This window comes from Brevundimonas sp. UBA2503 (genome assembly GCF_002341485.1).
Lineage (GTDB): Bacteria > Pseudomonadota > Alphaproteobacteria > Caulobacterales > Caulobacteraceae > Brevundimonas > Brevundimonas halotolerans.
Genome location: NZ_DDOD01000002.1, coordinates 52,260 through 72,613 on the forward strand (window position 1 = coordinate 52,260; position 20,354 = coordinate 72,613).

The window sequence follows — 20,354 nt, forward strand, 5'->3', positions numbered from 1 at the left end:
AAGAAAGAGACTGAAAATGCTGAAGATTCGTCTGTCGCGTGGCGGCACCAAGAAGCGCCCCTACTATCACATCGTGATCGCCGATAGCCACGCCCCGCGCGATGGCAAGTTCATCGAACGCGTCGGCACCTATAACCCGATGCTGCCCAAGGACGGCGACAAGCCGCGCGTCACCCTGAAGGCCGACCGTATCTCGGAATGGCTGGGCAAGGGCGCGCAGCCGACCGACCGCGTCGCCCGCTTTATCAGCCAGAGCCAGGACGAAGCCCTGGTCGGCAAGGTCAAGTGGACCCAGTCGAACAACCCGAACAAGGCCCAGCCCGGCAAGAAGGCCCAGGAACGCGCCGCCGAGCGCGCCCAGCGCGAAGCCGACCGTCTGGAAGCCGAAGCCGCCGCCAAGGTCGAGGCTGCCGAAGCCGCTGCCAAGGCCAAGGAAGAGGCCGAAGCCGCCAAGAACGCTCCGCCGGCTCCGGAGCCCGAAGCCCCCGCCGAGGAAGCTCCGGCTGCCGAAGCTCCGGCTGAAGAGGCTCCCGCTGAGGAAGCTGCTTCGGAAGAAGCTCCCGCCGAAGAGGCCGCTGCTGAAGACAAGACCGAGGCCTAAGCCTCATCCGCTCACCCCGGCCCCCGGGTCCGACCAAAGGTCGGCCCGAGGACAGGCTTTGGCCGGGGCGCAGAGACAGGAAGGCGGTGTCCGCGAACGGGCACCGCTTTTTTGTTGGCGGCAGGCAGCGTAAGGGTCCGGGTCCCGGCATGAACCGGGACAATCGGGCGCCGGGTCAATCGGAGAATGGTGTGAGCGACGACAGACTGATCCTTGTGGCCCAGGTGGGCGGATCGTTCGGCGTGCGGGGCGAGGTGCGGATCACCACCTTCACCGCCGCGCCCATGACCCTGCTTGAGTACCGCACCCTGTTGCGCGCCGATGGCTCGACCGGCCTGACCCTGACCACCGCCCGGCCGGACAAGAAGGGCATCGTCGCCCGTGCCGCCGAGGTCGCGACCAAGGAGGACGCCGACGCCCTGCGGGGCCTGAAGCTGTTCATCCCGCGCGACCGCCTGCCCCCGCCCGAGGACGACGAATTCTATCTGGCGGACTTGATCGGACTGGAGGCCCGCGATGCGACCGATACGGTGATCGGGACGGTTCGGGCCGTGCAGAATTTCGGCGCCGACGACATGCTGGAGATCACCCCGGCTGGCGGCGGCCAGACCTGGTACCTGACCTTCACGCGCGAGGCCGTGCCGGAGATCCGTACCGCCGACGGTTGGCTGCGGGCGTTACGCCCCGCCGAGATCGGCGAACGCGAGCCAGACTAGCTGTTGTCTTCGACCGGGGCTGCCGGGCCGTTCTTCTTGATCGAGTCGATCGCGTTCTGGGCCGAGGCCCTGGACGCATAGCCCTCGGTCGAGAACATCACTTCGGAATTGTATTTGAAGCGGACCCGAAACTCTCCGGCCTTGTCCTTGTAGATTTCGAACGTGTGCGCCATGCCGGGCGTCTCCCTGATGCGATCCAGCGGAAGCGGATCCGTCTCAGGCTGGCATGCCGTGGCCGCAAGGCCAACCACAGAAATGGCCGGTTTTTGACAGGACGCCCGCTTCAGTCTTCGGCGTCGCCCAGACCCATCATGTGGAAGCCGGCGTCGACGTGGACGACTTCGCCCGTGGTCGAAAAGCCGAGGTCCGAGCACAGCCACAGGGCGCAACCGGCCACGCCTTCCATTGAGGTGTCCTCCTTCATGGCCGACATGGCGCGGCCCTGAGCGATCATGCCGCGACCGCCGGAGATACCGGCCAGCGACAGGGTGCGCATGGCCCCTGCCGAGATGGCGTTGACGCGAATGCCCTTGGGCCCCAGGTCGCGGGCGATGTAGCGGGTGGCGGCCTCCAGACCGGCCTTGGCCACGCCCATGGTGTTGTAGTTGGGGATGGCCCGCTCGGCGCCCAGATAGGTCATGGTGATCATGGCCCCGCCGTTCGGCATCAGTTTCGCGGCGCGTCTGGCCACATCGACGAAGCTGAACACCGAGATGTTCATGGCCAGCAGGAAGCTGTCGCGCGTGGTGTTGTCGACGAAGCTGCCCTGCAGCTCATTCTTGTTGGCGAAGGCCACCGAATGGACGACGAAGTCGATCGTACCGAAGGTCTTTTCCAGCTCGGCAAAGGCCGCGTCCATGGAGGCATCGTCGGTGACGTCAGCCTGAACGATCAGCCTGGCGCCGACGCTTTCGGCCAGCGGACGCACCCGGCGCTCCAGCCCCTCACCCAGATAGGTGAAGGCCAGCTCGGCGCCCTGGGCGGCCAGCTGCTGGGCGATACCCCAGGCAATGGAGTTGGAATTGGCGACGCCCAGGATCAGGCCCTTCTTGCCCTTCATCAGGTCGCCGGTGGGGAAGGTCCAGCCGCTGTCGGAAGCCATGGTCATCTCCTCGGAAATCAGGGCGGGAGGGTTAGCAGGGCCTCCGCCGGGGGGAAAGGCTCAATGCGTCGTCCGCCAGCGCCGCAGCCGCTCAAGCAGGGGGGTGGCCGTCACCCCATGGATGACGATCGAGGCGAGGATGACAAAGCCCAGAATGGCCCATAGCCGCTCGCTGGAGCCGAACTCACCATGGTTGATGCCATAGGCGACATAATAGACCGAGCCGATCCCGCGGATGCCCAGAAAGGCCATAAGCAGCCGATCCCTGAAGGGATGAGGCGAGCCGATCATGGCGATCACTCCCGCCACGGGCCGCACGATCAGCAGGATGGCCAGACCGATGGCGGCGTCCGTCCAGGTCAGGGATGAGAGCAGGCCATTGGCCAGCGCCCCGCCGAACAGCACCAGCAGCAGCATGATCAGCAGGCGTTCGAACTGATCCGCGAAATGGTGCATCTCCTTGTGGAAGTCGTTGTCACGCTCCCAGGCCCGGATCGTGACGCCGCAGACGAAGACGGCAAGGAATCCGTAGCCGTGGGCCACCTCGGCGACCGCATAGGCGATGAAGGTCGCCGCCAGCGCCACCAGCCCGTCACCCAGCCGCGACAGCCCGGCCTTTTCGCTGGCGAAGATCAGCCAGCCAAGCCCCTTGCCGACCAGCCAGCCGATCCCGGCCCCCGCCAGCAACTTCCAGAAAACCTTGACGGTGACCCAGTCCGTCCACCCCGCCGAGGTGGCCAGCCCGCCGACCGAGGCCAGAATGGCCAGATGGACGAAGGGAAAGGCGAGGGAGTCGTTCAGGCCCGCTTCGGAGGTGAGGCCAAAGCGCACCTCGTCCTCGTCGCCGGACTTGGGCGGCCCCACCTGGACATCGGCGGCCAGCACCGGGTCTGTCGGGGCCAGAGACGCCCCCAGCAACAGGGCCATGGCCAGTGAAAAGCCGAGGCCGTACAGGCCCAACGCCATAACACCGAGGATGGTCAGGGGCATGGCGATGGCCAGCAGCCGCCAGGTCGAATTCCAGCTGCGCCAGCCCACCTTGCGGTCCAGCTTCAGACCCGCACCCATCAGGCTGATGATGACCACAACCTCGGTCAGGCGTTCGGTGATGGTATCCCAGGTCCGGGGATCGGGGTCGAACCCCAGCCAGCCGAGACTGAAGACCGCCACACCCAGCAGGACGCAGACAATGGCCAGCGTCAGCGGCGTCTTCCTCAGCCCCACCGGGGCCCAGGACACCATCAACACGACAGCGCCGAGGCCGAGCAGGAACAGGATGTAGGGATCAGGCGGCGCCAGGGGGGAACTCCGGATAAGCGCGACGGGTCGTCAGGTTTACAATATTGGCCGCTTCACGCGCCCTCCGCTAGAGTGCGGTCAGAGGGGCCGTTGGCCCGCTACAGAAGGCCCCAGCGTCATGCGCGTTCCCTTCCTGACTGCATTTGGCATCCTTGGCGCGGCCCTGCTGGCTGCGGGGACGGCCGCCCCGCCCCGCCTGCCCATGGCCATTGAGGTGCTGGCCCTCGACAGCGCCACCTACGAACAGGGCCGTTACGTCGAGCGTCTGGTGGAGCGGGCGGGCGAACCGTCGGCCTGGTTCGAGTACCAGCCCTCGCAGTTCGAGCCGGAAAGCCTTGAGCGCTGTATGGACAGTTCGATCAGCGGGGCCGAGGTCTGTGTCCGCTACCAGATCGCCGAACAGGACCTGAAACAGGTGCGCCCGGTCCACGTGGTCGTCCTGGTCGGGCCGGGCGAGGGAGGCACGGCCCAAGCCCGTTGCATCGGCATCGGCGGACAGCCGCACTCGGACGAGCGGCAAACGGCGGCGCTGAATCCCGCCTCAGTACTCTATGCGGGCACAGCGCAGTTCGACGAAGACCTGAATGCCCTCGCCGGATGCATCACCGCAGCGGGCGCCGAAAGCGGCTGGTAGCCGGTCAGACCTTCGACAGGATCAGGGTGCCGTTGGTGCCGCCGAATCCAAACGAATTGGACATGACGTGGGTCAGTTCGCCGTCGTGGCGCTGCCGCAGGATGGGCATGCCCTCGAACTCGGGGTCGAGATTTTCGATGTGGGCGCTTTCGGCGGCAAAGCCGTTCTGCATCATCAGCAGGCAGTAGATGGCTTCCTGCGCACCGGCCGCACCCAAGCTGTGGCCGGTCAGGGACTTGGTCGAGGAGATCATCGGCATGCGGTCGCCGAAGACATTGCGAACCGCGCCCATCTCTTTGGAATCGCCGACCGGCGTCGAGGTGCCGTGCGGATTCAGATAGTCGATGCGCGGATTACCGGCCATCTCCAGCGCGATCTTCATGCAGCGCTCGGCGCCTTCGCCCGACGGGGCGACCATGTCGTAGCCGTCGGAATTGGCCCCATAGCCGGTGACTTCGGCGAGGATGGTCGCGCCGCGTGCTTTTGCGCGCTCATACTCTTCCAGAACCACGATGCCTGCGCCGCCGGCGATGACAAAGCCGTCCCGGGCCGCATCATAGGCGCGCGAGGCGACCGAGGGCGTTTCGTTGAAGTTCGAGGACATGGCGCCCATGGCATCGAACAGGTTCGACATCGACCAGTGGATGTCCTCGCAGCCGCCGGCAAAGACCACGTCCTGCTTGCCCCAGGCGATCTGTTCGGCAGCCGCGCCGATGCAGTGGGCGCTGGTCGCACAGGCCGAGCTGATCGAATAGTTGATGCCCTTCATCTGGAACCAAGTGGCCAGCACGGCCGAGGGTCCGGAGGCCATGGCCTTGGGCACGGCGAACGGGCCGATCCGCTTGGGTGCGCCCTTGTCGATGGTGATCTGGGCCGCTTCCAGAATGACGCGGGTCGAGGGACCGCCCTCGCCGACGATCAAGCCGATCCGCTCGTCCTTGATCTCGTCCGGAGTCATCCCGCTGGAGGCCAGCGCCTCCTCAAAGGCGACGTGGGCCCAGGCGGTGCCGTCGGCCAGAAAGCGCGAGGCGCGGCGATCGACAAGCTCGGTCCAGTCGCCGATTTTCGGCGGAGCCCAGACCTGGCTGCGGAATCCATGAGTGGTGTGATCCGGGGCGGCGACCACGCCCGAACGGGCCTGTTTCAAGGAGTCGGTGACCGCGGCGGCGCCGGTCCCGATCGATGAGACAATCCCCAATCCTGTAACTACGACGCGCCGCATGCTGTTTTCCTGATCCTGTCCGTTATTCCGCCGCGTAATCCGCGATCCTTCCAGCCTGTCCTGTGGGGTGATGGCCCCGACTATTCGGCCTTGGTTTCCTGGCCGCCGAACAGGCCAACGCGCATGTCCGTGGCTGTATAGATAGGCTCGCCATCGGCTTCGAGAACCCCGTCGGCGATGCCCATCACCAGACGGCGGTTGATCACCCGCTTCAGGTCGATCTTGTAGACGACCTTCTTGACGTCCGGCTGCACCTGACCGGTGAACTTGACCTCGCCCACGCCCAGGGCGCGCCCCTTTCCGGGACCGCCGATCCAGCCGAGGTAGAAGCCAACCAACTGCCACATGGCATCCAGACCCAGGCAACCCGGCATGACCGGGTCGCCGATGAAGTGGCATTTGAAGAACCAGAGGTCGGGATGCACGTCGAGCTCGGCCTCAACATAGCCCTTGCCGTGCACGCCGCCGTCATCGTTGATCCGGGTGATGCGGTCGAACATGAGCATGGGCGGGGCTGGCAACTGGGCATTGCCCGGGCCGAAAAGCTCGCCCCGGCCAGAGGCGAGCAGGGCCTCATAGTCATAGGAAGACGGGCGTTCTGACTGGCTCAAGGGGGCCTCCGTATGCTGAGCGGCGGGCGTGACACGTGAAATCGCCCCGGTCAACCGGCAAGGGTTCCGCGAAAGGCGCTCAGCGCCGGCGAGGGGCGGGCCCGGCGGGGCGGTTGGCTTCGCACAGGGGGGAGGCCTGGGTGCCGAACACAGCGGCCTCACGGACCCAGCCCCGGACGCGGCCCGAGCGGACCTCGCACCAGCCGTCCTCGCAGTCGATGATGGGTACCAGGGCATGGGGCGACAACCGGGCACGGATGCTCGCATCCTCGCGTCGGGCTGAGCGAACCTCGATCGCCGCGTCGCCGCGGTTCAGCACCGTCCGGCGGCCCGAGGTGGTGCTGCGGTGAACCCAGACCAGCGAGCCCTCGGGATCGCAGATCTTGCGCCACTCAAAGGTCTCGGCCACCACCTGCACCGGCAGGCCCGCGACCTGATAGGTCCACAGAATCTGGTGATCCAGCCCCGGCCCCTTGCGGGCGTGGACCTGATCCGCCTTGAGGGTGATCCAGCGGGGCACGGGATAGCTGCTGGGGGTCGGCCGCCCGTCAGGCCGGACAGCCTGTCCCGAGAGCATCACGAACAGCCCAAACGCCGCCGCCGTGACACCGGCGATACGGCGTCCCCTTTGGCCTTGGGTCAGGGGGCTGCTAGACACCCTTGCCATCCCGCTTCGATCCTCCAGTTCCAAAGTCCCCGCCAATGTCGAGCCGCAGACTTAAGGTCGTGTTAACCAGACGCCTGCCGGACGCGGTGGAAACGCGCATGCGCGAGCTGTTCGATGCCGAGCTGAACCTGAAGGACGAGCCCTTCAGCCGCGCGGCGCTGGAAGACGCCATCGGCCGGGCGGAGGTTCTGGTGCCGACCATCACCGATCGGATCGACGCCGATCTGCTGTCGAAATCCGGTGGGCAGTTGAAAATGATCGCTAATTTCGGGGCGGGCGTGGATCACATTGATGTCGAGGCGGCGGTCGGGCGCGGGCTGATCGTGACCAATACGCCGGGGGTCCTGACCGAGGATACCGCCGATCTGGCCATGGGGCTGATCCTGGCGGTCAGCCGACGACTGGTCGAGGGCGCAGGCGTTGTTCAGAAAGGGGAATTCTCGGGCTGGACCCCGACCTGGATGTGCGGCCGCAAGCTGTGGGGCAAGCGACTGGGCATCGTCGGCATGGGCCGGATCGGCCAGGCCCTGGCCCGGCGCGCGCGCGCGTTCGGCATGCAGGTGCACTATCATAACCGCAAGCCGCTGAGCCCGATGATCGTAGAGGATCTCCAGGCCACCTGGTGGGACGACCTCGACGCCATGCTGCACCGCATGGACATCATTTCCCTCAACTGCCCGGCGACGCGCGAGACGCATCATCTGATGGATGCCTGCCGGCTGGCCCTGCTGGCGCCGCACGCGATCCTGATCAATACGGCGCGGGGCGAGCTGATCGATGAGGCGGCGCTGGCTGAGGCGGTCGGCCGGCGCGCGCTGGGGGGCGTCGGCCTGGATGTGTTCGAACAGGAGCCCGTCGTTCACCCCGGCCTGCTGAACCGGGCCGAGGTCGTGCTGATGCCGCATCTGGGCTCGGCGACGCTGGAGTCGCGGCAGGACATGGGCGATCGGGTGATCGCCAACATTATGACGTTCCAGAATGGACACAGGCCCCCCGACCGCGTCATTCCGGCGATGCTGTAGCGCTTGACGGGTTGTGGCCCGCGTGGTCGATTTCCCCGAGTTGTGTTGCGGGGGAAAATCGATGAAATCCAGAGACGTGACGACCCTTGCGGTCGTGTCGCGGCGGGCGCTGCTGACGATGGCTGCGGGGTTCGGTGGCGCGGCGGCCATGGGACTGCGGCCTGACGTCACCCGCGCACGGACCACCCCCTATCCGATCGAGGCCTTTTTCACGACGGCCCGCACACGCGCGGCGACCCTGTCCCCCGGCGGCACCCTGATCGCGGTACTGGACCAGCTGGGCACCGAGGACGAGCCCCATGGCGTGATCGACGTTCTGGATGCGAGTGATCCGGAAGGCGCGCGCAAGCGAATCGATCTGGGGCCGACCAAGGTCGAAAGCCTGGACTGGGCCAATGACGAGCGGCTTCTGGTCAGGCTTGCCGTGACGACAAAGATCGCCCCGCAGTCCATCTCCGGATCCAACCGACGGACCGCCGCCCGGGAGATCACCTCGAAACGCCTCATGTCGGTCAGCGCCGTCACGGGCGAGATGGCGGTCATGTTCCAGGATGACCGGCAACGCCTGCGGGCCTCGCGCGATCTGGGCAGTGTGGTCGATCTTCTGCGCAGCGATGACGACCATGTGTTGATGGCGGCATGGGAGCGAGACGGGGTTCTGGGCCTGCACAAGGTCAATGTCGCGACCGGTTCGGCCGAAAGGATCGAGCGCGGCAGCTCCGGCACCATCGGCTGGGAGACCCAGCAGGGCGTGCCGGTCATTCGCTACGACATCAACCCGCGCGGCACGGTGTTGACCATTTCCGGCCGCGCGACCAGCAGCGGCGCCTGGAGGCCTATCCGCCGCAACCGGATCGGTGACCTGCCCGAGTTCAGCTGGGTCGGCGAGACGGAGACGCCGGGCACCATTCTGGTGACCGCCCGCGCCGAGGGCGAGGACACGATGGTGGTTCGGGAAATGAACCTAGAGACCTTTGGTATGGGGGCGGCCCTGTCCCATCGCGCCGGGCGCGACGTCATGCATGGCGTCGTTGATGCCGCCGGGCGCTATGTGGGGGCGGCTTTCTATGGCGAGCGGCTGGAATATGAGTTTGCCGACGCGGCCCTGGGGGCGCACCACCGCGCCCTGAACGCCTTTCTGGACAATGACTGCGATGTCTATCTGAACGATCTCAGCCGCGACCATAACCGGATGGTGGTTGGGGTCACCGGCCCGCGCGAGCCGGGCGCCTGGTATTTCTATGACCGGGAGGCCCGGGCCATCGTCAATCTGGGCGCCGTGAGACTGCTGGATTTCGACCGGCTGGGCCTGACCGACACCCTGTCGGTCACGACGCGCGACGGCGCCAGCATAGAGGCCTATCTGACGGCGCCTCCGGGCGGTCAGCCGGGGCCGCTGGTGGTTTTGCCGCATGGCGGGCCCGAGGTGCGCGACCTGCGCAGCTGGGACCGGCAGGTGCAGGTTCTGGCGGCGCAGGGCTGGTGGGTGCTGCGGCCCAATTTCCGGGGCTCGGGCGGCTACGGCATGGCCTTTGCCCGCGAGGGGTGGACCCGCTGGGGCGACCGGATGCAGGAGGACGTCGAGGACGCCATCGATCAGGCCATCGCCCTCAAGGGGCTCGACGCCAGCCGCGTCGCTATCATGGGCACCAGCTATGGCGGCTATGCCGCCCTGATGGGCGCGGTGCGCAGACCGGATCTTTACAAGGCGGCGATCGCCATCTGCGGTGTGGCCGACCTGCCGGAAATGCTGGCGTGGGAGCGTCGCGAGGACGACACCCCGGACCGGCAGGTCTATAATTTCTGGGTCAAGCGGATCGGCGATCCCGAGACGATGGGACCGCAACTGGTGGCAGCCTCACCCAGTCGGCGGGCGACCGAGATCACCTGTCCGGTGCTGCTGGTCCATGGCGTCGATGACCCGATCGTGCCGGTGATCGAATCCCGGCGCATGAACGAGGCCCTGATACAGGCCGGCAAGGCGGTGGAGCTGATCGAGGTCGAGGACGCCGGCCACGCCGACTGGCCTGCGGAAAAGGAGCAGGAACTGCTGGAGCGCTACATCGTCCTGCTGAAACAGGCGTTTGCCTGATCTTCAGCTGCAGACGGGACAGGCCGGATCGGCCGCGATCCGCACGGTGCGGGTCTGGCCGGTCAGGGCGTCGTGAATCCAGAGGCGCCCGGTCAGGGGTTCGCCCGCGCCGGTCAGCCGCTTGAGGGTTTCCAGCGCCGTCATACTGCCGACCAGACCGGCCAGGGCGCCGACCACGCCAACCCGGGCACAGGTTTCGGCATCGGGCGGCACGTCGGGCACCAGACAGCGATAGCAGGGCCGACCCTTGAACACGGCCACCTGGCCGCTCCAGGCGCCCAGCGCGCCCGAGACCAGCGGCACCCCGGCCGTGATGCAGGCGGCGTTCACGGCCATCCGCGTTGCGAAATCGTCTGTCCCGTCGATGACCAGATCCCATCCGGTGATGCGCGCATGTGCCGTATCCGCCGACAGGCGTTCCGCAAAGGTCCGGACCTCGACATGGGGATTGAGGGCGGTCAGTCTCCGCGCCGCGACCTCGACCTTGGGTCGGCCAATATCGGCCGTCTCGAACTGGATCTGGCGCTGCAGGTTCGAGAGCGAGACCGTGTCATCATCGACAAGACCCAGGATGCCGACCCCGGCTGCCGCCAGATAGAGGGCGGCCGGACCGCCGACGCCCCCCATACCGACGATCAGCACACGCGCGGCCTTCAGTCGCTGCTGGCCGGGCCCGCCGACATCAGCCAGAACCAGGTGGCGGGCGTAGCGTTCGATCTCGTCTTCGGAAAAGGTCACGGCCCTGTTCTAGGCTGCAGAGTTCGGCGAGGCGAGCCGGATTGTTCGCCTATCTGCCCGTGCCGGTCCGCGCAGCTTCGGGCGCGTCGTCACCGCGGGCGCACCGGGCCAGAAGATCCTCGGCGCGACCCACCGGAATCTGACCTTCGGCCAGAGCCAGAAGGTCGAGTCTGGCCGGCCCGTTATCGAAATGGCAGTGGGCCATGGGCACGTCGAACAGGCGCTCAGGGACCGGGCGGTCGGCCAGGATCGACAGATTGGTGTGGCGGGGGTCGGTCCTTAGGCGGCCCAGCAGGCGATCAACATCGGGCCGCGAGCCCTCAATGACCTGGACGACCAAGCCGTCTTCAATCGCCATGGCGCCAGTCACGTCGTCGCGACGGTTGTTGGCTTCCGATACGCCAAGAATCTGGGCGATCGACAGGACGGTTTTTCCGAACGTGCCGGTCACCTCGCTCACATATGTGATGCGATGGAGCATAAATTTGCCTTTGGTTCACTCAGTATGGAATCGTTGTCCACTGTAACGGGTTACATTGGCAACAATGTGACCTTCATATCCGTGTTACATTTCAGGCCGTTGTCTTGCCAGGGGTGAAAGGTGGCCCCATTTCGGCATGATGAATTATTCTGACGCTCTCCCCGCACCTCCCCAGTCTTCCGGGCCCGGCTGGCACGGCACCACCATCCTCGCGGTCCGCAAGGGCGGAACGACCGTCATCGCCGGTGACGGTCAGGTCTCCATGGGCCCCACCATCGTCAAGGGCGCGGCCCGCAAGGTGCGGACCCTGGCCGGGGGGCGCGTTGTCGCAGGCTTTGCCGGAGCGACCGCCGACGCCTTCACCCTGCTGGAGCGACTGGAAGCCAAGCTGGAGCAGTATCCGGATCAGCTGGCGCGGGCCTGCGTCGATCTGGCCAAGGACTGGCGTACCGACCGCTACCTTCGACGGTTGGAAGCCATGCTGCTGGTCGCGGACAAGACCTCGATCTTCACCGTAACGGGCGTCGGCGATGTACTGGAGCCGGAACACGGGGTGGCGGCCGTCGGGTCCGGCGGAAATTTCGCCCTGTCGGCGGCCCGGGCCCTGATCGAGAATACCGACCTTGATGCCGAGGCGATCGCCCGCAAGGCCATGGCCATCGCCGCTGAGGTCTGCGTCTACACCAACGGCAACCTGACCGTGGAGCGACTGGAGTAGTTTGGCCGCAGGGGCTTGCCCGAGCGGCTGCTGGTTCAACACGAAGGTCACAGAGGATGCACGAAGGACACGAAGGGCCCGAGCCACTGCCTGCCGAAGTCGAGCGCGTCGGGAGTGTCGTCGTGGACGCCGCACTGACAGTGCACCGTGCATTGGGGCCGGGCTTGCTGGAATCGGTCTACGAGGCCTGCCTCGCCGAAGAGCTCCGGGGTCGGGGACTCCGCGTTGAGCGTCAGATTGGCGTGCCCGTCGCCTACGGCGACATTCGCGTGGATGTCGGCCTGCGGCTTGATCTTCTGGTCGACGATCTCGTCGTGATCGAGATCAAGGCGATCGACGCCTTGGCTTCGATCCATACGGCTCAGGTTGCAACCTATCTTCGCTTTTCGGGTCGCCGGCTCGGCTACCTGATCAACTTCAACACGACATTGATCAAGAACGGACTTCGGCGGGTCGTGCGTTGACCTTCGTGATCTTCGTGGCTCCTTCCTGTCCTTTGTGATGAACCTTCCCCTCTCGCAAACGTCCCTCCGCCCACCCATCTGAGCGCCATGACTGACCTGTCCCCCCGCGAAATCGTCTCCGAGCTGGACCGCTTCATTGTCGGCCAGGCCGATGCCAAGCGCGCCGTGGCCCTGGCCCTGCGCAATCGCTGGCGCCGCAAGCAGGTGGCCGAGCCGCTGCGCGACGAGGTGACGCCGAAGAACATCCTGATGATCGGGCCGACCGGCGTGGGCAAGACCGAGATCGCCCGCCGGCTGGCGCGGTTGACGGGCTCGCCCTTCCTGAAGGTCGAGGCGACCAAATTCACCGAGGTCGGCTATGTGGGCCGGGACGTCGACCAGATCCTGCGCGATCTGGTCGAGGCCGCGCTGATCATCGTCCGTGACCGCCGCCGGGACGAGGTCCGGGCCCAGGCCGAACGCGCGGCCGAGGACCGGATTCTGGACGCTCTGGTCGGGGCGGGCGCGCAAAAGGCCACGCGCGACGCCTTCCGCACCCGCCTGCGCAAGGGCGAGCTGGATGACAAGGAGATCGATCTGGCCCTCGCCGACACTTCCTCGCCCATGCCGGGGCTGGACCTGCCCGGCATGGCCCCCGGCGGCAATGTCGGCATGATCAATCTGACCGAGATGCTGGGCAAGATGGGCGGCCCGCGGACCAAGACCGTCCGCCTGTCGGTCAAGGCCGCCCATGCGCCGCTGATCGCCGAGGAGTCCGACAAGCTGCTCGACAATGACAGTCTGGCGCGCGAGGCGGTTCAGCTGGCCGAAACCGAAGGCATCGTCTTCATCGACGAGATCGACAAGGTCGCCGCAAGGCAGGATCGAGGCGGCGCCGACGTCAGCCGCGAGGGCGTGCAGCGCGACCTGTTGCCGCTGATCGAGGGCACGACGGTCGCCACGCGCTACGGCCCGGTGAAATCGGATCATGTGCTGTTCGTGGCCTCTGGAGCCTTCCACGTGTCCAAGCCCAGCGACCTGCTGCCCGAACTGCAGGGGCGCCTGCCGATCCGGGTCGAGCTGAAGGCCCTGACGCGGGAGGACTTCCGACGCATCCTGACCGAGCCCGAGGCCAATCTGATCCGCCAGAACCAGGCCCTTCTGGCGACCGAGAATGTGACACTCGAGTTCACCGAGGACGCCGTCGAGGCGATGGCCGACGCCGCCGTGGGGGCCAACAGCGCCATCGAGAACATCGGCGCCCGCCGGCTGATCACCGTGGTCGAACGGGTGCTGGAAGAGACCAGCTTCAAGGCCGCCGACCTGTCGGGCCAGACGATCCGCTTTGACGCGGAGGCGGTCCGCGAGCGTCTGGGCGACCTGACCGGAGACAGCGATCTGAGCCGATACATCCTTTAGGGCCGCGCAGGGCCCGGTGTGGCGCAACTGCCGCAGGGGGAATTCTTGTCGCCCGGACCGGAGCGGATTCAGGGTCGAGTCATTTCATCGCCCTAGTGTCGGCCACAGTGACTGTCTCGACGCGTCTTCTGCAACGGCCTGAAGAAAGCACGGCCCATGACCCGGACACTGCCCGCCCTGATCCGCCGCCTGATGCAGCCTGACGAGCTGGACATGGCCGAGCACTATGAGACGCGCGGCGAACGTCTGGCCGATCTGTGGGTGCATCTTGTCGGACTGGGACTGGCCGGGATCGGCGGTATCGTGCTGGCCGTCATGTCGTCGTTCTCGGCAGCCGGCGCGGGCCTGATCATCGCGACCGCCGTCTATGCGCTGTGCCTGATCGCCATGCTGGCGGCCTCGACCGTCTATAATCTGACCCAGCCCGGCCCGGCCCGGCCCCTGCTGCGGCGGCTGGACGAGGCGGCCATCTTTCTGATGATCGCCGGCAGCTATACGCCCTTCACCACCCAGAGGTTCGAGGGGGCCTGGTCGACCGGCTTTACCCTGCTGATCTGGGCGCTGGCGCTGGCCGGTGTGGCCGCCAAACTGGTCCTGCCGCGCCTTTCCGACGCCATCTGGAGCACCGTCTATGTGATCTTCGGATGGCTGGCCGTGCTGGCGCTCAAGCCCATGCTGGACACGGTGCACCCGGCCGCCCTGACGCTGCTGGTGATCGGCGGGCTGGTCTATACGTCGGGCGTGTTCGTCTTCATCAGCCCCAAGGTGAAGTTCCGCCGCGCCATCTGGCACGGATTCGTGGTCGCCGGGGCCGGTGTGCACTGGGCCGCCATCCTGGTGGGCGTGGTGCTGGCGCCTGCGACCTGACCCCCGCGCGGTCGAGGCTGGCGTAAAGCGTCGGGCCGCGCGATAGTGACCCCGGTTTCACCACAAGGACATCAGCGTGACGGATGCCAAGCCCGGTGGCGACACGGTCGTCATCAAGAAGTATGCGAACCGGCGGCTCTACAATACCGCCACATCTTCCTATGTGACGCTCGACGATCTGGCCGCCATGGTGCGCGAGGGGATCGACTTTGTCGTCTATGACGCCAAGACCAACGACGATCTGACGCGGACCATTCTGACGCAGATCATCTTCGAGGAAGAAAGCCGGGGGGAGGCCCTTCTGCCCGTGCAATTCCTGCGGCGGCTGATCGGCTTTTACGGCGGGCAGATGCAGGGCGTGCTGCCCAGCTATCTGGAGATGTCACTGGATTCCTTCTCCAAGCAGCAGGAGCAGTTCCGGACCCAGCTGAACCGCGCGTTCGGCACCGGCGCCGGCGCGGGGCTGATGGAGGATGCCGTTCGCCAGAATATGGTGATGTTCCAGAAGGCCATGACCCTGTTTCCGGGCTTCAACGCCTATGCGCGCTCGGGAGCGACCGAAGAGACCCCCGAGGCGGCCCCAGCCCCGTCCCGACCCGCCGCGTCCGGCAACGACCCGGCGCTGGACGAAATGCGTCGCCAGATGGACGAGATGCGTGCCCAGATCGAGCGGCTGGCCGAGGGCAGCGCCCGGGGCGGCAAGAAGGGCGGATCGGATCCGGCATGACCGGGCGCATCCCGCCTGTCGGTCCGACCCCGCCCGTCACGGGCGTCGTGCCGGATCGGCGTGAGGGTCGACGTCGCGAGGACGAGCGTCGCCAGGCCGATCGCCGGGCCGAGGGCCGCGCCCTGGTGCCCCGGGAAACCCCTGCCGGGAGCCCGGACGAAACTGCCGATCCGGCGGCAGGCCCTGCCGCCACGCCGCCCCCCGTCTCCCCGCTCGGGACCGGCGCGTTCGAGGCCCAGATGCTGGGCCAGACCGGGGCCCGCAAAGGGCTGAGAGGCGGCCCACCCGTCCTGGATGCCGCGCGTTCGGCCTATCTGGGCAATGAATATTCCGGGGCGAAGGACCGTCGCCCGCTACCGGGCAAGACCGGCAAGACCGAGGTCTGACGACCAGCCCACCCTGCGGCATGACCCTTGCTGGATGCGGGACCCCTGTCCCGTATCGGAGCCCGGATCATGTCTCTGGCCAATCTGTTCTCGTTCACCGCCCGCGCCACCGATGTGATGATCGTGGCCCTGGTGTTCAGCGTCTTCGGCTGATCAGGCGCCGCTGAAGTCGAGGTCCTTGCGGGCCGCGATGATCGTCACGATGAAACCGGCCAGCACATCCAGCATGACCATCACCGTGATCAGGAAGAAGGTCGATGTGGCAAAGGTCGGGATCAACAGGAACTGCACCAGGCAGACCACGAACAGGATCATCGACAGGGCGTGATTGACGATCGCCACCTTCTGGCTGGAGGTGGATTTCAGCAGCTCAAAGAACAGGAAGATCAGGCCGAGGAACAGGATCATGTCACCGACGCCGACGTTCCACCGCACGCCCGAGGTCATGGGCAGGGAAAAGACCGCCTGACGCAATGACGGATCGGCGCCCAGAGACGGGTCGCCCCCCAGCAGCCCGGTCAGAACAACAACATTATAGAGCAGCCACGGCACGACCAGAAGCGGTACAGCAATCCACATGGCCTATCCCCTCGTCGTCCGGCGCGCGGACCTTTGATCCGACTCTGGAGCCGGTTAACCTTTACGCCAGTCTAACCCTGTTCCTTCGGCTGCGCCATCGGGGGCAGGGCAGGAGTCAGACTTCGGTGACCCGTCCCGGGTTTCTTGACCGCGATTTCAACCACATAACGCCCAGAAGGTCCGAAAGGCTGGCCATCAGCCTCTCCCAGTTGGTGTATTTGGACCGGCCGGAATCGCGCGCCCGGTGAGTAATGGGCAGATAGCGGTTCTGGTAGCCCTCGCGGATCATCAGGGCCGGCAGATAGCGGTGGATGTGATCGAAATAGGGGAGCCGCAGGAAGACGTCGCGCCGGAAGGCCTTGAGACCGCAGCCGGTGTCGTCGGCATCGTCGCCCAGCAGGCGCTTGCGGATGCGGTTGGCCCAGCGCGAGGCCCACAGCTTGGCGCCCGTATCCTGACGCCGCTGACGAACACCGCCGACCAGGGCGACCTCCGGCGGGGCGGCCAGCAGGGCATCGACCAGTTTTGGCGCCTCGGACGGCGGATTCTGGCCATCGCCATCCAGGGTCACCACCACCTCACCGCGCGCCGCAAGAATGCCGGTGCGCACGGCGCGGCTCTGGCCTGCATTGGCCCCGTGCGACAGCACGCGCAGCGCCGGGAATCGGGCCTTGAGGTCCTGCAGGATGGTCAGGGTCTGATCACGGCTGGCGTCATTGACCAGCACCATTTCATACGCCCGGCCGGAAAAGGCCTCGGCGATTTCGGTGACAAGGGTTTCAACCGCCCCCGCCTCGTCATGCACGGGAACGACTACGGAGATGCGGGGGAGCTCGGCTGTCATGGCCGCTGTCTAGCCCGTTTTGCGGCGAAGGGGGAGGGCGGGCGCTCACGGTCGCGAGAGACGGCTGACGCGATCCGAAACCGCGTGATAGAAGCGGGACCATGACCGGTTTCGATCTTGCTCATCGACTGCGCGGCTGGCGCGGTCTGGCCCTGGCGGCGCTTGTGGCGCTGGTCGCGGGTCTGCCCAGCCTGATGCTGCTACCGCCGCTGGATCGCGACGAGAGCCGCTATGCCCAGGCCACCTCGCAGATGCTGGAAACGGGCGACTATGTCGACATCCGCTTCCAGGACGAGCCGCGCTGGAAGAAGCCGATCGGCATCTATTGGATGCAGGCCGCTGCGGTGGCCGTGACCGGCAGCGCCGAAGCCCGCAACATCGTGCCCTATCGCCTGCCGTCCCTGCTGGGCGCCATGATCGCCGCCATCGCCTGTGCCTGGGTGGGTTCGGCCGTGTTCGGCACCCGCACCGGGGTGCTGGCCGGGGCCATCATGGGCGCCTGTTTTCTGCTGTCGACCGAGGCCGGGATCGCCAAGACGGATGCCGTTCTGGTGGCCTGTGTGACAGCGGCCATGGCGGCGCTGATGCGTATCTATCTGGCGGTGCGGGCCAATGACCCGCCCAACCGGGGCCACAAGCTGATCTTCTGGGGCGCGCTGGGCCTGTCGATTCTGGTCAAGGGCCCCATCGGCCTGATCGTCATCGTGCCCGCCGTCCTGGCACTGTCGCTCTGGGACAGGGACATTCGCTGGCTGCGACCGCTGGGCTGGGGCTGGGGACTGGCGCTGGTGGCCCTGATCGTCGGACCGTGGGCATTGGCCATCACGGTTGCGACCGACGGCGGCTTCTGGCGCGAGGCCATCGGCGGCGATCTGGCGCCCAAGATCGCCGGCGGCCACGAAAGCCACGGGGCGCCCCCGGGTGTCTATCTGCTACTCCTGCCGCTGTTGTTCTTTCCGGCGACCCTGCTGCTGCCGGCGTCGATCTCGACCGCCTGGCAGCGGCGCACCGAGCCGGCCATCCGCTTCCTGATCTGCTGGCTGGTGCCCGCTTGGCTGATCTTTGAGCTGACCCCGACCAAGCTGGCCCACTATACCCTGCCGACCTTCGGCGCGCTGGCCCTGCTGGCGGCGGTCGCCCTGACCCGGCCCATCGGGACGCTGTCGCGGCGTCTGGGCGCGGTGCTGGGCCTGGTCGCCGCCGGGCTGATCGTGGCCATAACCATCTATGGCGTGTCGAACTTTGCCACCTCGACGGCCCAGACCTGGGCGGCGGTCACCATGGTCACGGCTGTGGCGGCGGCGGCCATCGGCGGCTTCCTTCTGCTGAACAAGGCGCCGGTGGCGGGACTGATCGCGGCGCTGGCGCTCGGCATCTTCAGCCACGCCGCCCTGTCTGGTACCATCCGCCAGCTGCGTCCACTGGCCATCGCCCCGCAGCTGACCAAGGTTCTGGAGCAGGCCAATCTGCATCCGCGTCAGGGGCTGACTACCAGCCCGGTGGCCATCACCACCTTCCATGAGCCCAGCTTTGTCTTCCTGACCGGGCGGGCGACCCAGCTGACCGATGCCGAGGGCGCGGCCCGGGCGCTGGCCGAGGGACGCCCGGCCATTGTCGAGGCCCGCGATGCCGAGGCCTTTGCCCAGGCCGCCGCCCGACTGGGCGTGACCGGCCGTGCGGTCGGGGAGGTCAGCGGCCACAACTATTCGACCGGGGATGATGTCAATCTGACCGTCTATGCCCCGCCCGGCAGCGAGGTCGCCCCCGGATCGGCCCGATGAGCCGCCCCATCCAGATCGTCGAGGTCGGCCCGCGCGACGGCCTGCAGAACGAGAAGGCGGTGCTTGAGCCCGCCGTCCGGGCCGAGCTGACCCGCAGGCTGGAGGCCGCCGGTGCCCGCCGGATCGAGGCTGTCAGCTTCGTCCATCCCAAATATGTGCCGCAGATGGCCGGGGCCGAAGAGGTCATGGCCGCCCTGCCCCCCGAGGCGGGCCGCAGTCGCATCGGTCTGGTTCTGAACGGGAAGGGCTATGACCGGGCGATCACCACGGCCGTCGATGAGGTCAATATTTCGGTCGCCGCCACCGACGGCTTCGGCCTGAAGAATCAGGGACTGGACCGGGCCGGTCAGCGCGCCATGGTCGAGGCTATCGTCGCCCGCCGCCACAATGCCGAGCCCGCCTCCCGGTCGCTTGACGACTGGGAACCACAAGAACGCGCCGCCCCCTCGCTGTCCGTGACCTTGTCGTGCGTCTGGGGCTGTCCGTTCGACGGGGAGGTCAGCGTGGACCAGGTCGCCGATCTGGTCGGGGCCTATGCCGCCCTGGGCATCCGCGAGATCGCCCTGGCCGACACCATCGGCGCGGGCGACCCCTGGGCGGTGACGACAAAGGTCGAGGCGGCAAGGAAGGCCGCGCCAGACTCCACCCTGCGCCTGCATTTCCACGACACCCGCAACACCGGCCTGGCCAATGCCCATGCCGGAATCGAGGCCGGGGTCGATGTGCTGGACGCCTCGGTCGGCGGCATCGGCGGCTGTCCGTTCGCGCCCGGCGCCACCGGCAACATCGCCACCGAGGATCTGGTCTATATGCTGGAGCGGGCCGGGTTCGACACCGGCTATGACCTCGATCGCCTGATCGAGACCGCCCGCTGGATCGGCGACAAGATCGGCCGCCCCGCCCCCAGCGCCCTCAGCCGCGCAGGGCGATGGCCGACCCGGGTTTGACACTCCGTCAGCACGGGCAGAGATTGCCGCCATGGGTGTTCAGGAAACCATTGCTGTCTGGGCGGATCGCGAGCCGACGCTCGACGAGGAACTGACCGCGCTGGGAGAGGAGCCGGTCGAGATGGCCAATCTGCCTCCGGAATGGACCGGCGTTCTGGCCGTCGTCTTCATCTCGACGGCCATGGGGCAGCACGGACCGCGCGTGAAGCTCTACCTCAAGCCGGGGCGCGGTCAGCCCAGTGCGTCTATTTCCATCGGCCCGAACCCGCGCGTGCTCGCCTCAAGTCTGGATGAGCGCGACCTCAGCCGACTGGCCCCCAAGGCCCTCGAATGGGTGGCCCTGAACCACGAGGCCCTGACCACCTTCTGGTTCGAGGGCGAAAGCTGGATGGACGACCGGGTGACGGCGTTCAAGCAGGGGCTGAAGCGGGTTTAGGAAACACCTGCACAGGCCTTGC

The 20,354-nt window shown here is 66.8% G+C and carries 25 protein-coding genes; 15 read left to right on the forward strand and 10 right to left on the reverse strand.

All coding sequences use genetic code 11. The features are described from left to right. The first annotated feature begins 16 nt into the window (after positions 1-16). Both rpsP and rimM read left to right on the forward strand, forming a co-directional pair. Positions 17-601, forward strand: coding sequence for a 30S ribosomal protein S16 (gene rpsP / locus B4K74_RS00445; RefSeq protein WP_123286218.1), 585 nt, complete (start codon positions 17-19; stop codon positions 599-601). 191 nt (positions 602-792) lie between these two features. Further along, positions 793-1,317 carry a ribosome maturation factor RimM gene (gene rimM, locus B4K74_RS00450; protein ID WP_241153100.1) on the forward strand — a complete coding sequence of 175 codons (525 nt, stop codon included), beginning with the start codon at positions 793-795 and terminating at the stop codon, positions 1,315-1,317. Here rimM and B4K74_RS00455 read toward each other — a convergent pair. The 3 genes from B4K74_RS00455 to B4K74_RS00465 all read right to left on the reverse strand — a co-directional run bounded on the left by B4K74_RS00455 (position 1,314) and on the right by B4K74_RS00465 (position 3,661). Then, positions 1,314-1,490 (reverse strand): YegP family protein, encoded by a 177-nt coding sequence (locus B4K74_RS00455; RefSeq protein WP_123286216.1) that lies wholly within the window; start codon positions 1,488-1,490, stop codon positions 1,314-1,316. The genes rimM and B4K74_RS00455 overlap by 4 nt on opposite strands. Before the next feature lie 110 nt (positions 1,491-1,600). After that, the gene (locus B4K74_RS00460) at positions 1,601-2,419 is read right to left on the reverse strand and encodes an enoyl-ACP reductase FabI (protein WP_123286226.1); all 819 of its coding nucleotides are present in this window, start codon (positions 2,417-2,419) and stop codon (positions 1,601-1,603) included. Between the two features lie 60 nt (positions 2,420-2,479). Further along, positions 2,480-3,661 carry a cation:proton antiporter gene (locus tag B4K74_RS00465; RefSeq protein WP_286691319.1) on the reverse strand — a complete coding sequence of 394 codons (1,182 nt, stop codon included), beginning with the start codon at positions 3,659-3,661 and terminating at the stop codon, positions 2,480-2,482. A 175-nt stretch (positions 3,662-3,836) separates the two neighbouring features. On the opposite strand from B4K74_RS00465, the gene B4K74_RS00470 reads away from it, so the two are divergent. Continuing rightward, on the forward strand, positions 3,837-4,352 hold the full coding sequence (locus B4K74_RS00470) for a hypothetical protein (protein ID WP_286691284.1): 516 nt from the start codon (positions 3,837-3,839) through the stop codon (positions 4,350-4,352). A 4-nt stretch (positions 4,353-4,356) separates the two neighbouring features. Here the strand turns inward: B4K74_RS00470 and fabB are convergent, their stop codons facing one another. The 3 genes from fabB to B4K74_RS00485 all read right to left on the reverse strand — a co-directional run bounded on the left by fabB (position 4,357) and on the right by B4K74_RS00485 (position 6,852). Then, entirely contained in the window at positions 4,357-5,574 is a 1,218-nt protein-coding gene (gene fabB, locus B4K74_RS00475; protein WP_286691285.1) for a beta-ketoacyl-ACP synthase I, read from the reverse strand. 80 nt (positions 5,575-5,654) lie between these two features. Next, positions 5,655-6,185 carry a 3-hydroxyacyl-[acyl-carrier-protein] dehydratase FabA gene (gene fabA / locus B4K74_RS00480; RefSeq protein ID WP_286691286.1) on the reverse strand — a complete coding sequence of 177 codons (531 nt, stop codon included), beginning with the start codon at positions 6,183-6,185 and terminating at the stop codon, positions 5,655-5,657. A gap of 79 nt (positions 6,186-6,264) precedes the next feature. After that, entirely contained in the window at positions 6,265-6,852 is a 588-nt protein-coding gene (locus B4K74_RS00485) for an SH3 domain-containing protein (protein ID WP_286691287.1), read from the reverse strand. A 35-nt stretch (positions 6,853-6,887) separates the two neighbouring features. Between B4K74_RS00485 and B4K74_RS00490 the strand changes: the two genes are divergently transcribed. Beyond that, positions 6,888-7,874: a 2-hydroxyacid dehydrogenase gene (locus tag B4K74_RS00490; RefSeq protein WP_286691288.1), complete on the forward strand. Its 987-nt coding sequence runs from the start codon at positions 6,888-6,890 to the stop codon at positions 7,872-7,874. 61 nt (positions 7,875-7,935) lie between these two features. Continuing rightward, positions 7,936-9,966, forward strand: a complete 2,031-nt coding sequence (locus tag B4K74_RS00495) for an alpha/beta hydrolase family protein (protein ID WP_286691289.1) — start codon at positions 7,936-7,938, stop codon at positions 9,964-9,966. Positions 9,967-9,969: 3 nt separating this feature from the next. Here B4K74_RS00495 and B4K74_RS00500 read toward each other — a convergent pair whose 3' ends face one another. Together B4K74_RS00500 and B4K74_RS00505 are read right to left on the reverse strand one after the other, a co-directional pair. Beyond that, positions 9,970-10,704: a HesA/MoeB/ThiF family protein gene (locus B4K74_RS00500; protein ID WP_286691290.1), complete on the reverse strand. Its 735-nt coding sequence runs from the start codon at positions 10,702-10,704 to the stop codon at positions 9,970-9,972. 49 nt (positions 10,705-10,753) lie between these two features. After that, on the reverse strand, positions 10,754-11,185 hold the full coding sequence (locus B4K74_RS00505) for a BLUF domain-containing protein (protein WP_286691291.1): 432 nt from the start codon (positions 11,183-11,185) through the stop codon (positions 10,754-10,756). 136 nt (positions 11,186-11,321) lie between these two features. Here B4K74_RS00505 and hslV point away from each other — a divergent pair, with 136 nt between their 5' ends. The 7 genes from hslV (at position 11,322) to B4K74_RS00540 (ending at position 15,898) form a co-directional block, all read left to right on the forward strand. Then, complete coding sequence (gene hslV / locus B4K74_RS00510; protein WP_164461793.1) at positions 11,322-11,903, forward strand: ATP-dependent protease subunit HslV; 582 nt, start codon at positions 11,322-11,324, stop codon at positions 11,901-11,903. A 56-nt stretch (positions 11,904-11,959) separates the two neighbouring features. Beyond that, entirely contained in the window at positions 11,960-12,367 is a 408-nt protein-coding gene (locus tag B4K74_RS00515; RefSeq protein ID WP_339784618.1) for a GxxExxY protein, read from the forward strand. Between the two features lie 87 nt (positions 12,368-12,454). Continuing rightward, the gene (hslU, locus tag B4K74_RS00520) at positions 12,455-13,765 is read left to right on the forward strand and encodes an ATP-dependent protease ATPase subunit HslU (protein WP_286691293.1); all 1,311 of its coding nucleotides are present in this window, start codon (positions 12,455-12,457) and stop codon (positions 13,763-13,765) included. Between the two features lie 156 nt (positions 13,766-13,921). Further along, a complete protein-coding gene (gene trhA, locus B4K74_RS00525) occupies positions 13,922-14,632 on the forward strand; it encodes a PAQR family membrane homeostasis protein TrhA (protein WP_286691294.1) in 711 nt (236 codons plus the stop codon). Between the two features lie 76 nt (positions 14,633-14,708). After that, positions 14,709-15,359: a polyhydroxyalkanoate synthesis repressor PhaR gene (gene phaR, locus B4K74_RS00530; RefSeq protein ID WP_286691295.1), complete on the forward strand. Its 651-nt coding sequence runs from the start codon at positions 14,709-14,711 to the stop codon at positions 15,357-15,359. Next, positions 15,356-15,745 (forward strand): hypothetical protein, encoded by a 390-nt coding sequence (locus tag B4K74_RS00535; RefSeq protein WP_123286203.1) that lies wholly within the window; start codon positions 15,356-15,358, stop codon positions 15,743-15,745. The genes phaR and B4K74_RS00535 overlap by 4 nt, the downstream gene beginning before the upstream one ends. Before the next feature lie 27 nt (positions 15,746-15,772). Then, positions 15,773-15,898 carry a hypothetical protein gene (locus B4K74_RS00540; RefSeq protein WP_260155554.1) on the forward strand — a complete coding sequence of 42 codons (126 nt, stop codon included), beginning with the start codon at positions 15,773-15,775 and terminating at the stop codon, positions 15,896-15,898. Here the strand turns inward: B4K74_RS00540 and B4K74_RS00545 are convergent, their stop codons facing one another. Together B4K74_RS00545 and B4K74_RS00550 are read right to left on the reverse strand one after the other, a co-directional pair. Continuing rightward, the gene (locus B4K74_RS00545) at positions 15,899-16,324 is read right to left on the reverse strand and encodes a hypothetical protein (protein ID WP_123286202.1); all 426 of its coding nucleotides are present in this window, start codon (positions 16,322-16,324) and stop codon (positions 15,899-15,901) included. 115 nt (positions 16,325-16,439) lie between these two features. Continuing rightward, on the reverse strand, positions 16,440-17,168 hold the full coding sequence (locus B4K74_RS00550; protein ID WP_286691296.1) for a glycosyltransferase family 2 protein: 729 nt from the start codon (positions 17,166-17,168) through the stop codon (positions 16,440-16,442). A gap of 101 nt (positions 17,169-17,269) precedes the next feature. Here B4K74_RS00550 and B4K74_RS00555 point away from each other — a divergent pair, with 101 nt between their 5' ends. From B4K74_RS00555 to B4K74_RS00565, 3 genes are read left to right on the forward strand one after another with little or no spacing between them, the layout of a single operon-like run. Beyond that, positions 17,270-18,949, forward strand: a complete 1,680-nt coding sequence (locus tag B4K74_RS00555; RefSeq protein WP_286691297.1) for an ArnT family glycosyltransferase — start codon at positions 17,270-17,272, stop codon at positions 18,947-18,949. Further along, complete coding sequence (locus tag B4K74_RS00560; protein ID WP_286691298.1) at positions 18,946-19,896, forward strand: hydroxymethylglutaryl-CoA lyase; 951 nt, start codon at positions 18,946-18,948, stop codon at positions 19,894-19,896. The genes B4K74_RS00555 and B4K74_RS00560 overlap by 4 nt, the downstream gene beginning before the upstream one ends. Before the next feature lie 31 nt (positions 19,897-19,927). After that, on the forward strand, positions 19,928-20,332 hold the full coding sequence (locus tag B4K74_RS00565) for a hypothetical protein (RefSeq protein ID WP_286691299.1): 405 nt from the start codon (positions 19,928-19,930) through the stop codon (positions 20,330-20,332). Positions 20,333-20,354 lie beyond the last annotated feature (22 nt).

Excerpts from the sequence above, each read along its gene's own strand:
- rpsP (WP_123286218.1), top strand. The coding sequence starts at position 17 with ATGCTGAAGATTCGTCTGTCGCGTGGCGGCACCAAGAAGCGCCCCTAC.
- B4K74_RS00455 (WP_123286216.1), bottom strand. The coding sequence starts at position 1,490 with ATGGCGCACACGTTCGAAATCTACAAGGACAAGGCCGGAGAGTTTCGG.
- B4K74_RS00460 (WP_123286226.1), bottom strand. The coding sequence starts at position 2,419 with ATGGCTTCCGACAGCGGCTGGACCTTCCCCACCGGCGACCTGATGAAG.
- B4K74_RS00465 (WP_286691319.1), bottom strand. The coding sequence starts at position 3,661 with ATGGTGTCCTGGGCCCCGGTGGGGCTGAGGAAGACGCCGCTGACGCTG.
- B4K74_RS00470 (WP_286691284.1), top strand. The coding sequence starts at position 3,837 with ATGCGCGTTCCCTTCCTGACTGCATTTGGCATCCTTGGCGCGGCCCTG.
- fabB (WP_286691285.1), bottom strand. The coding sequence starts at position 5,574 with ATGCGGCGCGTCGTAGTTACAGGATTGGGGATTGTCTCATCGATCGGG.
- B4K74_RS00485 (WP_286691287.1), bottom strand. The coding sequence starts at position 6,852 with ATGGCAAGGGTGTCTAGCAGCCCCCTGACCCAAGGCCAAAGGGGACGC.
- B4K74_RS00490 (WP_286691288.1), top strand. The coding sequence starts at position 6,888 with ATGTCGAGCCGCAGACTTAAGGTCGTGTTAACCAGACGCCTGCCGGAC.
- B4K74_RS00495 (WP_286691289.1), top strand. The coding sequence starts at position 7,936 with ATGAAATCCAGAGACGTGACGACCCTTGCGGTCGTGTCGCGGCGGGCG.
- B4K74_RS00505 (WP_286691291.1), bottom strand. The coding sequence starts at position 11,185 with ATGCTCCATCGCATCACATATGTGAGCGAGGTGACCGGCACGTTCGGA.
- hslV (WP_164461793.1), top strand. The coding sequence starts at position 11,322 with ATGATGAATTATTCTGACGCTCTCCCCGCACCTCCCCAGTCTTCCGGG.
- B4K74_RS00515 (WP_339784618.1), top strand. The coding sequence starts at position 11,960 with ATGCACGAAGGACACGAAGGGCCCGAGCCACTGCCTGCCGAAGTCGAG.
- hslU (WP_286691293.1), top strand. The coding sequence starts at position 12,455 with ATGACTGACCTGTCCCCCCGCGAAATCGTCTCCGAGCTGGACCGCTTC.
- trhA (WP_286691294.1), top strand. The coding sequence starts at position 13,922 with ATGACCCGGACACTGCCCGCCCTGATCCGCCGCCTGATGCAGCCTGAC.
- B4K74_RS00535 (WP_123286203.1), top strand. The coding sequence starts at position 15,356 with ATGACCGGGCGCATCCCGCCTGTCGGTCCGACCCCGCCCGTCACGGGC.
- B4K74_RS00545 (WP_123286202.1), bottom strand. The coding sequence starts at position 16,324 with ATGTGGATTGCTGTACCGCTTCTGGTCGTGCCGTGGCTGCTCTATAAT.
- B4K74_RS00550 (WP_286691296.1), bottom strand. The coding sequence starts at position 17,168 with ATGACAGCCGAGCTCCCCCGCATCTCCGTAGTCGTTCCCGTGCATGAC.
- B4K74_RS00555 (WP_286691297.1), top strand. The coding sequence starts at position 17,270 with ATGACCGGTTTCGATCTTGCTCATCGACTGCGCGGCTGGCGCGGTCTG.
- B4K74_RS00560 (WP_286691298.1), top strand. The coding sequence starts at position 18,946 with ATGAGCCGCCCCATCCAGATCGTCGAGGTCGGCCCGCGCGACGGCCTG.
- B4K74_RS00565 (WP_286691299.1), top strand. The coding sequence starts at position 19,928 with ATGGGTGTTCAGGAAACCATTGCTGTCTGGGCGGATCGCGAGCCGACG.